Consider the following 12965-nt stretch of genomic DNA (forward strand, 5'->3'; position numbering starts at 1 on the left):
GTTCCGAACAGAACTTCCGGTGAGGAGTGGGAACACTGCTTTCTGCCGCCAATTTTCACCGATCAGGGGAGGGGTCGCAGAGATGCAGGTGCTGACCTCAGGCCAATACAACGCGCACACCCACGCCGTGCTTTCCGTCGACATCGTCGGTTCGTCCAAGGCCAGTGACGACCTGCTGGACCCGATGAAGACCGAGATGGAAACGCTGGTTTCCCGCTCTTTCAACGCGGTGGGACTCGCACCGGGGGAAGCGCGTCACTTCCGGGAGACCGGGGACGGGCTGATGGTCGCATATCCGGACAACGCCGTCGGCCAGCTCTGCGAGGTCGTGTTCCACTTGGACCATCTGCTCCGGACCCGCAACCGCTACGCCCGCGTCCCGATGCGGGCCCGGGTGGCGGTCCACATGGGACCGATGGCGGACAACCACCGGTATCACCGCACGTACATCACGCTGACCCGCCTGCTGTGCGCCTCGACCTTCAACGACGCCGTCGGCTACTGGTGCCGTTCCGACCCGACGGGCGACAAGTTCGGCGCCGGGATGATCGTCTCGCAATCCGTGTGGCGCAACGTGGTCGAGCCGTTCGGCGTCGCCTTGGTGCCGCCCGCGAGGTGCGCCCGGATCAGCGTCACGACCCCGGATTTCGCGGACAGCGCGTGGATCCACTTGCCCGGCCTGGACGCCGAGGCGGTCCTCGCCGAACTGAACCCCGCCGTCGCGGTGCCGCTCGTGTTCAACCGGGTCAGCCGGTTGTCGACGACGGCCTGACACCCCAAGGACCGGGCGGTCCGGTTTCCAGGGAGGGAAAGCCGTATCGCTCGCCGGTTCCTGGCCCGGTACCCCTACGCCGGGCCAGGGACCGGACCCCCGGCGCGGGGGTGGGGGCGCGGGTCATCCCCGCCGCGCCCCCACACAGCAATGTCAGGAAAGGGGCTTTCAAGACACTTTTTGTCTTGAAAGCCCCTTTCCTGACATCCGGCGGACCCGCTTACTGCCTGCAGCGCTGACCGCTGTTGACGCACTTCACCAGCTGGTTCATCAGCCGTTGCGACATCACGTTCGCGAAGTCGTCGTGATCGGAACGCGGGTTGTGCTTCTCCTGCGCGAACGCGTCGACCGCGTACTGTCCGGCCGCCTGGATGTTCGGCGGGATGTCGTACACCAGCGTGATCCGCAGCTGTGGCACGTTCTTGAAGCCGCGTGGGCAGTTCCCGTTGCGGTCCGAGAAAACGATGTGCGTGCGGTGGTTGGCGCTGTCGGTGTTCTTCCCGTCCCAGCAGTTCGGGAACGAGTGGATCCGGGTGACCTTGCTGCCCTGCGGGCAGATCGGGTACAGCTCGGTGAGCCGGTCCTCGAAGCCGCTGCAGGTCCAGCTGGGCCGGGCGTTGGCCGGGCCGTTGGTGCTCTGCTTGGCGTCGCCGTAGAGCACGCGCAGGAACTTCGGCATCGCGACGACGCGGCGGGCGCCGCCGCTGGTGAAGGTCAGGTCGACTTTGCGGGGGCGCTGGATCTGGCCCTCGTTGTTGCCGATCTCGTTGTTGCCGTCGACGCCGGGCAGGTCCGCGGCCTTGCCGTCGGACTTCTTCTTCTCGGCGTCACCGGCGGCGTTGACGTTGCTGTTGTCGCCGCCGTTGTCGAGGCCGCCCTCGCCGTTCTGCTTCACCGCGCAGGCGGCGAGCTGGTCCTCGTTCTTCGCGACCTGTTTGCCCGCCTGCCGCATGGTGTCGCTGATCTTCTTGATCGAGGGCTTCCGCTTGTTCTTCAGTTCGTCGAGCACCTGAGCGGCTTGTTTTCCTTGCGCCAGCTGGTTGTTCGCGTTGTCGGACTCCTGGTCGAGCTTGTCGAGGTTCTCGTCGACCGCGGGCGCGGCCTGGTCGGGGACCTCGCTGAGTTCGCTGAGTTCGCTGGCGACGTCGGGGCAGTCGACCTGGGCGCCGGCTTCGTCCTTGGCCGCGTCGACGCGGTCGGCGGCGAGTTTCTCCTCGTTCGCCGCCTCGTTTTCCTCCTCTTCCTCGGTGTTGATCCGGATGACCGGCCAGAAGTAGGCCGACTTGTCCCCGTTCTTGCAGGTGGTGCCCGCGCGCAGCAGGCTCTTGTTGTTCGAATCCGCGTTGGTCGAGAGGTTCCCGACGTAGTCGTGGAGGTGCTCGGCTCCATTGCGGACGCCGGGCTGGGCGATGAAGTTGTCGCCGTTGAAGTGGCCGTTCTCGTTGCGGCCGCAGTCCACGGTGAACGTCCCTCGGGCGCCTCGTTTCGCGAGGTCGAGGTTGACGTTGTTGCCGCGGGGAACCTTCTTGATGTCGATGAAGAACGACTTGTCCGCGCCGTCGGCCCTGGCGGCGTCGGGGGTTCCGGTCGTGTTGACCACGACGATCCCGCCGACGGCGAGGGAGAGCGCGATGGCTCCCGTGGCGACCTTGGTGCGGCGTGCCATGCGGTGGCGACCGGCGGTTCTTTGGTTACGGGGCATGAACTTGTTCACCTCGTTCGGTGTCGTTGCGCGAAGCCCGGGGGGAGGCGGCGCCGGCAGCGCCGGTGTCACTGACTCCGCGTTGGCTGAAACGGCCCCGAAGCGAGCCTGGTTCAAAAAGCGATCTCTCCGTTATCTTTTCGTTACCTGCGGCGGAGGTGGTGGGCGACGCCTTCCCGCACCCCGAACACGGTGAGATGGCGGCCGTCGCCGAGCGGGATCGAGCTGAACAGCGCGGTGAGGATCAGGCCTCCTGCGATGGCGGGGACGGTGGCCGCGAGCGGCCGGACCGGTTTGCCGCCGAGGAACGGGATCCATCGGGGGACGACCTCACCCCAGCCGCGAACCAGCCGGAAGGATCACTCGCGCGGACAAGTGTTCTCCTTCCGAAGAGGGAAAAGGCCCGGCCTCGGGGCAGTCGAGGCCGGGCCGGATTCCCGCTGGTCAGGCGTCCACCTTGTCCTTGGGCTCCGCCTCGGAGGCGGTGGGACGGGCAGGCAGGAAACGCTTGATCAACGGGAAGAACAGGATCACCAGGATGATCACGTAGACCACGATCGCGAACGGGGTGTTGACCAGTCCGGTCAGGCTGCCGTCGCTCAGCTGCAGCGCGCGCCGCATCTGCTGTTCGGCGGCCGGGCCGAGGATGACGCCGATGATCGCCGGCAGCACCGGCAGCCCGTAGCGGCGCATCGCGAACCCGATCAGGCCGATCACGAACATCACCAGCAGGTCGAAGATGTCCGCGTTGACCGCGTACGCGCCGACACTGGCGAAGAACAGGATGCCCGCGTAGAGGTACGGCCGAGGGATCCGCAGCAGCTTCGCCCACAGCGGCGCCAGCGGCAGGTTCAGCACCAGCAGCAGCGTCAGGCCGACGAACAGCGAGGCGATCAGGCCCCACACCAGCGAAGACTCCCGCTCGAACAGCAGCGGTCCCGGCTGGATGCCGTACTGCTGGAACGCCGCGAGCATCACGGCCGCGACCGCGGTGGTTGGCAGGCCGAGCGTCAGCATCGAGACCAGCGTCCCGGCGGCCGACGCCGACGCCGTCGCTTCCGGACCCGCGACGCCTTCGATGGCGCCCTTGCCGAACTCGTCCTTGTGCTTCGAGAGCCGCTTTTCCGTGACGTACGAGAGGAAAGTCGGGATCTCCGCGCCACCCGCGGGCACCGCGCCGAACGGGAACCCGATGAGCGGCCCGCGCAGCCACGGCTTCCACGTCCGCTTCAGATCGGCGCGCGAGAGCCACGGCCTGCCGACCGGGATCGGTTTGAACGCGTTGCGCCGCAAGTGCGCGGCGACCCACAGCGACTCGCCGACCGCGAACAGCGCGACCGCCACGATCACCACGTCGATGCCGTCGGCCAGGTGCAGCGAGCCGAAGGTCAGCCGCTGCTGACCGGTCATCTCGTCGAGGCCGACCAGGCCGATGGTGAGCCCGATCAGCAGCGAAGCCACGCCGCGGATCCGGGAACTGCCGAGCACCGAGGTGACCGCGATGAACGCCAGCACCATGATCGCGAACAGGTCCGGCGCGCCGATGTCGACGGCGTGCTTCGCGATCACCGGGGCGAGCACGACCAGCGCGATCGTGCCGAGGATGCCGCCGACGAAGTGCCCGATCGCGGCCGCCGCAAGCGCTTGCGCGCCACGGCCCTTGCGGGCCATCGGGTTTCCGTCGATGGCCGCGACCACCGCCGCGCTCTCACCCGGCGTGTTCAGCAGGATCGACGTCGTCGAGCCGCCGAACATCCCGCCGTAGTAGATGCCGGCGAACATGATGAACGCGCCGGTGGGCTCCAGCCCGTAGGTCACCGGCAGCAGCAGCGCCACCGCCATGGCCGGGCCGATGCCCGGCAGCACGCCGATCGCGGTGCCCAGCAGGACACCGATCGCCGCCATCGCGATATGGGTCGGGGTCAGCGCGGTACCGAAGCCGTCGATGAGTTGCTGGAACATCAGAACACCTCCATCAACGGGCCACCGGGGAGCGGGACACCGAGCAGGTTGTTGAAGACCAGGAAGGTCACGACGGACATGCCCGCCGCGATCAGCGGGTCACGCACCAGGTTGCGGCTGCCGAGCGCGTACGCCGCGCCCCAGAACAGGATCGCGCCCGAGATCGGGAACCCGACCAGGCCGATCAGTGCCGCGTTGGCGAGGAAGGCGCCGCACAGCAACAGGACCGTGCGCAGGTCGGCGGGCTCGGTGAGGTCGATGTCCTCGCCGCCCTCGGCCTCGCCCTTGCCGCCGCGCAGCACGTCGCGCGCCAGCAGCACGGCGACGAGCAGCAGCAGGGAACCGACCAGGATCGGCACCGCCTTCGGCCCCACCGGCCCGCGCTGGGCGAAGTCGGTGGGGATGCTCAGCGCGTCGGTGAGCACCAGCACGCCGAGCGCCAGGAGTCCCACGCTCACCCCGAGTTCGGAGCGGCCTTTAAGCCACGTGGTCGTCATGCCAGACCCAGCTCTTTCAGCACCGTTGCCACTCGCGTGTTCTCCTCTTCGAGAAACGAACCGAACTGCTCCCCGGGAGCGAAAGCCCCGGTCCATCCGTTGCGCTGCAAGGCTTCCTGCCACTGCGGCGTCTTCTGCAGCCGATCGAACAGGCTGACCAGCTTCGCCCGGTCCGACTCGGTGATGCCGGGCGGCGCGACGATGCCGCGCCAGTTGGTGAACTTGACGTCCACCCCGGACTCCGACAGCGTCGGCGCGTCGATCCCGGGGATCCGCTTCTCGCTGGTCACCGCCAGCACCCGGAGCGTGCCCGCCGCGATCTGGTCGCGGTACTCACCGACGCCCGAGACACCGAACGCGACCTTGCCGCCGAGCACCGACGCGAGCAGCTCGCCACCGCCGTCGAACTGGACGTAGTTGACCTTTTTGGGGGCGAGCCCGACGGCCTTCGCCATCAGCATCGGCGCCAGGTGGTCCGGGCCGCCGGGGGACGAACCGCCGCCGACCTGGACCGCGCCCGGATCGGCCTTCCAGGCCGCGATGAGCTGGTCGATCGTCTTGTACGGCGAGTCCTTGCCGACCACGACGATGTCCGACTCTTCGATCAGCTTCGCCACCGGCGTGGTGTCGAGCAGCGAAGACGGCGACTTGTTCGTGAACACGCTGCCCACGACGCCGAGACCCATCGACATGACGAGCTTGCCGTTGCCGCGTTCGGCCACCGTGCGGCCTAGGCCGACCGTGCCGCCGGCGCCGGGGAGGTTGAACACCTCCGCGTTGCCGAGCAGGTCGGCGTCCTCCATCGCCTTGGTCGCCGTGCGGGCCGTGATGTCGTAACCGCCCCCGGGCGCGTTGGGCACGAGCACCCGCATCGACCGGATCTGCGAGCCCTCGTCGGCCTCGCTGCCCGGGGTGAGCAACGGTGGCACCAGCAAGACGGCGACGAGCGCCGCCGCGATGGCCAACCAGCTACTGGGCTTCACTGTGATCCCCGCCTCTCTGCCGCGTGGTTGGACATGTTGCACTCGTGTAAACAGAGATGTCCCGCTTGCGGGCCCAATGGTTGTTGTGTTCGTTTTGGTCACGCGGAGGTGGCGATGGGTGCTCGGGGTTCCTTGGCCCGCCAGCTCCTCGTGTGGCAACTGGTGGTCGTCACCTGCCTACTGTGCGCGGTGGGCGTCCTGGCCGTCACCCAGGCGGGGAACAACTTCCGCACCACCGAGGGACGCCGGGTGCTCTCGGTCGCGGAGACCGTCGCGGCGCAAGGTGTCGTGGGCGACCTCGAAAACGGCCCGTTCGAGCTCGCGGCGCCCGCGGAGACCGCGCGGAGCTTCTCCGGCGTCGATTTCGTCGTCATCGCCGACGCCCAGCGCTATGTGCTCGCTTCGCCGTATCCGGATCAGCTCCGGACGACACTGGACATCGGGGAGAGCACCGTCCTTTCCGGACGGTCGTGGGTCGGCGAACTCGACGGCTCGATCGTGGCGCACGTCCCGGTGCTCGACGAAAAGGGCGGCACGGTGATCCGCATGGTCGCGGCCGGTTCGAAGTCGCCGGGTTTCTTCGCCGGTTTCCTCGACTCGCCGGACAACGCCCTGCGGGTGCTCGGAGTCGCGCTGGTGATCGGTGTGAGCGGCTCGCTGCTGCTGGCGCGGCGGGTGAAGAACCAGACGCTCGGGCTGGAGCCGCACGAGATCACCGCGCTGGTGGAGAACCGGGAGGCGCTCCTGCACGGCATCAAGGAGGGCGTCGTCGGCCTGGACCCGCAGCACCGGATCACCCTGGTGAACGATCACGCCCGCGCACTGCTGGCCCTGCCCGACGACGCCGTCGGCCGGTCGGTCGAGGACCTCGACCTCAACGAGCGGATCCGCGACCTGCTCACCGGCCGCGCGACCGGCGCCGACCAGATCGTGCTGCGGCAAGGGAAGGTGCTGACGCTGAACCGGATGCCGATCGACGTGCGGGGCGCCGTCGTCACCCTGCGGGACCGCACCGATCTGATGACTCTGCGGGACGAGCTCGACGCCAGCAGGCACGCCACCGACACGTTGCGGGCGCAGGCGCACGAGTTCAGCAATCGGCTGCACACCATCTCCGGGCTGCTGGAACTCGGGGAATACGAAGAGGTCCGCGGCTTCGTCAGCCGGATCAGCTCGGCGCAGGGGGAGTGGCGCGCGGAGGTCGGCTCCCGGGTCGGCGACCCGGCCGTGGCGGCACTGCTGATCGCGAAGGCGTCGCTGGCGGCGGAACGCGGGGTCGGGCTGCGCATGGCCCCGGACAGCGAACTGGACCGCGTCGAGGACGCGCTCTCCACGGATTTGGTGACGGTGCTGGGAAATCTCGTCGACAACGCGCTGGACGCCTTGGGCGGCGAGCAGGGCTGGATCGAGGTCGGCGTGTGGCAGGAGGAGGACGAAGTGCGGGTGGAGGTCCGTGATTCCGGGCCGGGAGTCGCGCCGGAGATCGCGGAGGAAGTGTTCAAGCACGGCTTCACCACGAAGGCCGCGGCGCACGGCCAGCGCGGTCTCGGGCTCGCGCTGATCCGGCAGGCGTGCGTCCGGCGGGGTGGTTCCGTCGAGGTGCACAACTCCGGTGGCGCGGTGTTCACGGCGAGGTTGCCGCGATGATCCGGGTGCTCGTCGTCGACGACGACTTCATGGTCGCGAAAGTCCACAGTGGATACGTCGCGCGCACGGAAGGGTTCGCCGTCGTCGGCGTCGCGCACACCGGAGCCGACGCGATCCGCCTGGCGCGGGAGCTGAAGCCGGACCTGGTGCTGCTGGACGTCTACCTGCCGGACGTCGACGGGCTTTCCGTGCTGCGGGAACTTCGCGCCACCGAGGACGTCGACGTCATCCTGATCACCGCGGCGACCGACGTGGAAACCGTGCGGCAGGCGATGCGGGGCGGGGTCCTGCACTATCTGATCAAGCCGTTCGAGTACGCGTCGCTGCGGGATCAGCTCACCCATTTCGCGTCGCTGCACCAGCGGCTGGACCGGCTGGCCGAGGCCGGGCAGGCCGACGTCGACCAGGTCTTCGGCTCGCGCCCGAGCGCGAAACCCGTGCTGCCCAAGGGACTCACCGTCCAGACAGCGCGGCTGGTGGAGACCGCGCTGCGGGGCGCGTCCGGCGGGATGTCCGCGAGCGAATGCGCCGAGGCGACCGGCGTCGCCCGGGTGAGCGCGCGCCGGTACCTGGAGCATTTCGTGGCGACGGGGAAGGCCGAGGTGACGCTGAAGTACGGCGGCACGGGACGGCCGGAGCGCCGGTACCTGTGGTCCTGACCGCCCCGCCCACGCTGCGTTTCGTCCTCTGAATGCGGCAGGACACCGCACTCGCGTGATCAGAGCCGGAACTCGCGTGCTTGGGGCCGTGACTCGCGTGCTTGGGGCCGTGACTCGCGTGCTTGGGGCCGGAACTCGCGTGCTTGGGGCCGGAACTCGCGGGATGGGACGCAGCAGTCGAGTGCGGCATCCAGTCACGCGAGTTACGGCCCCAAGCACATGAGTCACGCCTCTGATCACGCGAGTTACGTCCCTGATCACGCGAGTTACGCCTTTGGCCTGGCCGAGAATCCGGCGTCGCGGCTCTTCCTCTAGATGCGGGGGGTGAGGAGGGCGTTCAGGGCGCCGTAGTCGAAGGACTCCTCGAGGCGCGAGTAAGTGCCGGTCGAGAAGAGCTCCCGCGCGCTTTCCCGGACGACGGCGTAGGCGGACTGGCTGATCCCGGAACCGACGCTCACCCGCGCGACCCCGAGCCCGGCCAGTTCCTTGACGCTCGGCGCGCCCGGGTGGGCCATCACGTTCACCGGCGCGTCGATGCCCTCGACGAGCGCGGTGATCACGGCGGGATCGGTGGCGCCGGGCACGAAGATCCCGTCGGCGCCCGCGGCCAGGTAGGCGGCCGCGCGCTCCAGCGTCTCCGGCACGCCGCCGAGCCCGCGGAGGAAGGTGTCGATCCGGGCGTTGACGAACACCTCGTCGCTCGCCGCGCGGGCCGCCGCGAGCCGCGGGACCACCTCTTCGGGCGGCCGTGGGCCGTCCTCGATGTTGATGCCGACCGCGCCGGCCGCCACCACCGCGGCGACGGTTCCGGTGACGTCCTCGGGCGTGTCCGCGTGCCCGCCCTCGATGTCCGCGGTCACCGGAACCGTTGTCACGCGGGCGATCCTGGCGATCAGGTCCACCGCGAGATCCCGGCCGAGCAGGTCGCCGTCGGGAGCGCCGAGGCTCCACGCCACCCCGGCGCTGGTGGTGGCGATCGCCGCGGCGCCCGCGTCTTCCACGATCCGGGCGCTCGCGACGTCCCACGCGTTGGCCAGCACCAGCGGGCTGGACGGGACGTGCAGGGAACGGAACAGCCTGGCCTTTTCGGTTGTCATGGCGTCAGTCCAGCAGCTTTGCGACATCCCGGTCTGGCGGATTCGCGACATCGACGTCGGCGCGGAGTCCGGCGATCAGGCGGGCGAGGCCGTACTCGAAGGAGGCGGCCGGATCCTCGGCGTGGTCGCTCTCGGCGTGCTGTTGCTCGTCGATCGCGCAGCCGAGGGTGTACCGGCTGATCGCGAGGATCGCGTACGTCGCGTCCTCCTCGTCGAAACCGGCCGCCAGCAACGGTTTGATCAGCGGTGTCATCGCCGAGCGCTCGGTCGGCCGCGTGCCCGCGTGCAGGCGTGCGCCGTCCCGGTAGGACAGCAGGGTGCGGCGGATGGTGCGGGCCCGCCAGGCCAGCCATTCGCCCCAGTCGGCTGTCGCGAGGGGACCGTCCAGCGGGGAGAGCTGGTCGTCCAGCATGGTTTCGGCCATCTGATCCAGCAACGCCTGCTTGCTTTTGAAGTGCGTGTAGAGCGCGGGACCCCGCACGCCGAGCTTCTCCCCGAGCTTGCGCAGGCTCAATCCGTCCAGCCCGACCTCGTCGAGGAGTTCGAGCGCGGCTCGAACGTAGCCATCCCGTCTCACGACCATGGGCACACCTTTGTCCGTCCGTATCGGACTTGACAACTCGGGTTGATCTTATCACCGTTAAGTTCTTAACGGCGATAAGATCGGCAGGTAGGATGATCGGAAGTACCGATGACGCGCGAATTTCCCCGGCTTTGTGGGGGATGGCGTCGATCTTGACCGTCGGCGGGTTCCTGTCGATGTTCACCTCGACCGTCGTCAACGTCGCGCTCGGCACGATCGCGGCCGGATTCCGGGCACCCCTCGGTACCGCTCAGTGGATCGCGACCGGTTACCTGCTCGCGCTCGCCGCGATGGTGCCGGTGAGCGGCTGGGCGAGCCGCCGCTTCGGGACGGCCAGGCTCTGGCTGGTGTGCGTCGGTCTGTTCGCTCTGCTCTCGGCGCTTTGCGCGACGGCGACGTCGATCGAGGCGCTGATCGCTTTCCGTGTCCTGCAAGGCGCCGCGGGCGGACTGCTCGTCCCGGCGGGACAGATCCTTTTCGCGGTGACGGCGGGGCCGAAACGGCTCGGCCGGATGATGGCCGTGCTGAGCATCCCGATCTACCTCGCCCCGGTGCTCGGGACCCTCTGCGGCAGCGTGCTCACCGAGCGGTTCGGTGTGCCGTGGCTGTTCCTGGTGAACGTGCCGCTGTCGGTGCTCAGCCTGGTACTGGGCCTGAGGTGGCTGCCGAGGGAAAGGCCCGCGGACCCTCAGTCGCTGGACAGGCGCGGCGTGCTCCTCACCATGACCGGTCTGCCGCTGCTCGTGTACGGCTTCGCCGAAGCGGCCCCGATCGCGGTGGCCGCCGGCGCGATCCTGCTCGTGGCCTTCGCGGCCGGCGCGCCGCGGTCGCCCGCCCCGCTGCTCGATCTCCGGTTGTTCCGCGACCGCGCGTTCTCCTCGGCGGCCGCCGTCGTCTTCGGAATGGGGGTCGCGCTGTTCGGCGCGATGATCGTCCTGCCGCTGTACTACCTCGACGTCCGGCACGAAAGCCTCGTCGCCACCGGGTTCCTGACCGCGCCACTGGCACTCGGCACGGTGCTCGCCCTTCCTCTCGCGGGCAGGCTGACCGACCGGATCGGCGGCGCGCGGGTGATCTTCGCCGGGCTGATCGTCACGATCATCGGGACGGTGCCGCTCGCGCTGCTCACCGAGTCCGACGACTACCGGTGGCTCTCGGCCGTGCAGTTCGTCCGCGGCTGCGGCATCGGGCTGACCACCACCCCGGCGCTCGCCGCCGGACTGAGGTCGGTGGCGAAAGAGCGAATTTCCCACGCGATGCCGTTGTTCGCCATGCTGCAACGGATCGGCGGATCGTTCGGGACGTCGATCCTGACCGTGATCGTCTCCGCGCGTCTCGCCGCCGCTCCGGGGTCCGCGGCGGCCGTCGCGGGCACGCATTGGTGGATCGTGGGGATCACCGCGGTCGTGCTGATCCCGTCGTGGATCCTCGTCCGCGCCGAATCGTCCACTGTGGACTGACCAGGTCCGGTGGGTTTGTTCCCGTCCGGGGCTTCCCCGAGGTTTCCACTCTCGTGAGCGCGTCTCCGCCGTGGCATTCGGGACACTCGGTGGACAACGCCGTAGGCTCAGGGGAATGAGCACGGCATCCACCACGGAGCATCCGATGGTCGAAACCCGGCACCAGACCCAGTTGCTCACCCTGCTGCGCGACGAGGGGCCGATGTCCCGGGTCGAGCTGGGGGAGCGACTGGAGTTGCCGCGTGCCCGGGTGGGCGCCGAGGTCGCGCGCCTCGCCGAGGTCGGCCTCGTCGAAACCGCGGGCCCGTCGGCGAGCCGGGGCGGCAGGCGGTCCACGCTGGTGCGGCTGGCGGGAGACCTGCGCGTGCTGTCGGTCGACGTCGGCGCGACGTCGGTCGGGGTCGCCCTCACCGACGCTTCGTGCGAGGTGCTGGTGCACACCGTCGAGGACTGCGACGTCCGGCAGGGGCCGCACGCGGTCCTCAAACGCGTGGCCGCCCTCGCGGAGAAGATCCGCGAAGAGGCGCCGGGCAAGCTGATCGCCGCCGGGATCGGGCTCCCGGGGCCGGTGAGCTTCGCCGAGGGCATGGCGGTCGCGCCGCCGATAATGCCCGGCTGGGACCGGTTCTCGGTGCGTGACCACCTCGGCGGAGTGCTGCGCTGCCCGATCACCGTCGACAACGACGTGAACTCGATGGCGCTCGGGGAACGGCACGCCGGCGTCGCCCGCTCCATCGACGACCTGGTGTTCGTGAAGATCGGTACCGGTATCGGCTGCGGGATCGTGCTGGGCGGCAAGGTGTACCGCGGTGTCGCCGGCACCGCGGGCGACATCGGGCACATCCGCCTTGACGACTACGGGCCGACCTGCGCCTGCGGTGAGACGGGCTGCCTCGAGGCGTACTTCGGCGGCGCCGCGCTGGCCCGTGACGGGCTGACGCTGGCCCGCAGCGGCCGGTCGACCTACCTCGCCGACGTCGTCGCGGCCCGGGGCGCGATCACCGCCCAGGACGTCGGCCGCGCGGCGGCGTCGGGCGATTTCGGCGCGGTCAACCTGATCCGTGACGGCGGACGGCGGCTCGGTCAGGTGGTTGCCTCGCTGGTGAGTTTCGTGAACCCGGGCATGGTCGTGATCGGCGGCGGGGTCGCGCAGCTCGGGCATCAGCTGCTCGCCGAGATCCGCAGCTCGGTCTACCGGCGGTCGCTGCCGCTCGCGACCGGGAACCTGCCGATCGTGCTGTCCGAGCTCGGGGACACCGCCGGGGTCATCGGGGCCGCTTGGTCGGCGACGGACCGGGCTTTCACGCTGAGCAGCTGAGGGCCGGGGTGCTTGGACCGGAGCGCGAAGGGCGACTTTCCTCGGCTGAGCCGTGTGAAGGGGGCCTTCACGCGCGTTCGCTGTGATGTGTGGGGTTACTGAGGCACTTGTGGCGACCTGGGCGACCCGGCGGTCCGTGAAGGGCCCGTTGAGGGACCCAGAGTCCGTGAAGGCCTCCTTCACTACCTTGAGGGTAGGCAAGGAGGCTTTCACTACGGCGGCCCCGCCGAAACGAAGTGCAATAAAGGGGCCTTTCATAGCAAATTTTGCTATGAAAGGCCCCTT

Annotated in this window: 11 protein-coding genes; 5 read left to right on the top strand and 6 right to left on the bottom strand. The window is 69.1% G+C overall.

The window, feature by feature from the left end:
- Window positions 1-82: 82 nt before the first annotated feature.
- On the top strand, window positions 83-772 hold the full coding sequence (locus CFP71_RS03690) for a hypothetical protein (RefSeq protein ID WP_093932408.1): 690 nt from the start codon (window positions 83-85) through the stop codon (window positions 770-772).
- 220 nt (window positions 773-992) lie between these two features.
- Here CFP71_RS03690 and CFP71_RS03695 read toward each other — a convergent pair whose 3' ends face one another.
- From CFP71_RS03695 to CFP71_RS03710, 4 genes are all read right to left on the bottom strand, one after another.
- A complete protein-coding gene (locus CFP71_RS03695; RefSeq protein ID WP_093932409.1) occupies window positions 993-2438 on the bottom strand; it encodes a DUF1996 domain-containing protein in 1446 nt (481 codons plus the stop codon).
- 480 nt (window positions 2439-2918) lie between these two features.
- Complete coding sequence (locus CFP71_RS03700) at window positions 2919-4436, bottom strand: tripartite tricarboxylate transporter permease (protein WP_093932410.1); 1518 nt, start codon at window positions 4434-4436, stop codon at window positions 2919-2921.
- On the bottom strand, window positions 4436-4933 hold the full coding sequence (locus tag CFP71_RS03705) for a tripartite tricarboxylate transporter TctB family protein (protein WP_093932411.1): 498 nt from the start codon (window positions 4931-4933) through the stop codon (window positions 4436-4438). Before CFP71_RS03705 ends, CFP71_RS03700 begins: the two co-directional genes overlap by 1 nt.
- Window positions 4930-5898: a Bug family tripartite tricarboxylate transporter substrate binding protein gene (locus tag CFP71_RS03710; RefSeq protein WP_093932412.1), complete on the bottom strand. Its 969-nt coding sequence runs from the start codon at window positions 5896-5898 to the stop codon at window positions 4930-4932. Before CFP71_RS03710 ends, CFP71_RS03705 begins: the two co-directional genes overlap by 4 nt.
- A gap of 132 nt (window positions 5899-6030) precedes the next feature.
- On the opposite strand from CFP71_RS03710, the gene CFP71_RS03715 reads away from it, so the two are divergent.
- Together CFP71_RS03715 and CFP71_RS03720 are read left to right on the top strand one after the other, a co-directional pair.
- Window positions 6031-7563 carry a sensor histidine kinase gene (locus tag CFP71_RS03715; RefSeq protein WP_093932413.1) on the top strand — a complete coding sequence of 511 codons (1533 nt, stop codon included), beginning with the start codon at window positions 6031-6033 and terminating at the stop codon, window positions 7561-7563.
- Window positions 7560-8222: a response regulator gene (locus CFP71_RS03720; protein ID WP_093932414.1), complete on the top strand. Its 663-nt coding sequence runs from the start codon at window positions 7560-7562 to the stop codon at window positions 8220-8222. The genes CFP71_RS03715 and CFP71_RS03720 overlap by 4 nt, the downstream gene beginning before the upstream one ends.
- A gap of 311 nt (window positions 8223-8533) precedes the next feature.
- Here CFP71_RS03720 and CFP71_RS03725 read toward each other — a convergent pair whose 3' ends face one another.
- The gene (locus CFP71_RS03725) at window positions 8534-9319 is read right to left on the bottom strand and encodes an isocitrate lyase/PEP mutase family protein (RefSeq protein WP_093932415.1); all 786 of its coding nucleotides are present in this window, start codon (window positions 9317-9319) and stop codon (window positions 8534-8536) included.
- A 4-nt stretch (window positions 9320-9323) separates the two neighbouring features.
- Window positions 9324-9902: a TetR/AcrR family transcriptional regulator C-terminal domain-containing protein gene (locus CFP71_RS03730; RefSeq protein ID WP_093932416.1), complete on the bottom strand. Its 579-nt coding sequence runs from the start codon at window positions 9900-9902 to the stop codon at window positions 9324-9326.
- 140 nt (window positions 9903-10042) lie between these two features.
- On the opposite strand from CFP71_RS03730, the gene CFP71_RS03735 reads away from it, so the two are divergent.
- Window positions 10043-11362 carry a DHA2 family efflux MFS transporter permease subunit gene (locus CFP71_RS03735; RefSeq protein WP_208635875.1) on the top strand — a complete coding sequence of 440 codons (1320 nt, stop codon included), beginning with the start codon at window positions 10043-10045 and terminating at the stop codon, window positions 11360-11362.
- A 115-nt stretch (window positions 11363-11477) separates the two neighbouring features.
- Complete coding sequence (locus CFP71_RS03740) at window positions 11478-12680, top strand: ROK family transcriptional regulator (RefSeq protein WP_093932418.1); 1203 nt, start codon at window positions 11478-11480, stop codon at window positions 12678-12680.
- Window positions 12681-12965 lie beyond the last annotated feature (285 nt).

The organism is Amycolatopsis thailandensis (genome assembly GCF_002234405.1).
In the GTDB taxonomy this organism is placed as follows: Bacteria; Actinomycetota; Actinomycetes; order Mycobacteriales; family Pseudonocardiaceae; genus Amycolatopsis; species Amycolatopsis thailandensis.

What these genes read in the sequence shown, in the direction of transcription:
- CFP71_RS03690 (WP_093932408.1), top strand. Translation starts at nt 83, where the DNA reads ATGCAGGTGCTGACCTCAGGCCAATACAACGCGCACACCCACGCCGTG.
- CFP71_RS03695 (WP_093932409.1), bottom strand. Translation starts at nt 2,438, where the DNA reads ATGGCACGCCGCACCAAGGTCGCCACGGGAGCCATCGCGCTCTCCCTC.
- CFP71_RS03700 (WP_093932410.1), bottom strand. Translation starts at nt 4,436, where the DNA reads ATGTTCCAGCAACTCATCGACGGCTTCGGTACCGCGCTGACCCCGACC.
- CFP71_RS03705 (WP_093932411.1), bottom strand. Translation starts at nt 4,933, where the DNA reads ATGACGACCACGTGGCTTAAAGGCCGCTCCGAACTCGGGGTGAGCGTG.
- CFP71_RS03715 (WP_093932413.1), top strand. Translation starts at nt 6,031, where the DNA reads ATGGGTGCTCGGGGTTCCTTGGCCCGCCAGCTCCTCGTGTGGCAACTG.
- CFP71_RS03720 (WP_093932414.1), top strand. Translation starts at nt 7,560, where the DNA reads ATGATCCGGGTGCTCGTCGTCGACGACGACTTCATGGTCGCGAAAGTC.
- CFP71_RS03725 (WP_093932415.1), bottom strand. Translation starts at nt 9,319, where the DNA reads ATGACAACCGAAAAGGCCAGGCTGTTCCGTTCCCTGCACGTCCCGTCC.
- CFP71_RS03730 (WP_093932416.1), bottom strand. Translation starts at nt 9,902, where the DNA reads ATGGTCGTGAGACGGGATGGCTACGTTCGAGCCGCGCTCGAACTCCTC.
- CFP71_RS03735 (WP_208635875.1), top strand. Translation starts at nt 10,043, where the DNA reads ATGGCGTCGATCTTGACCGTCGGCGGGTTCCTGTCGATGTTCACCTCG.
- CFP71_RS03740 (WP_093932418.1), top strand. Translation starts at nt 11,478, where the DNA reads ATGAGCACGGCATCCACCACGGAGCATCCGATGGTCGAAACCCGGCAC.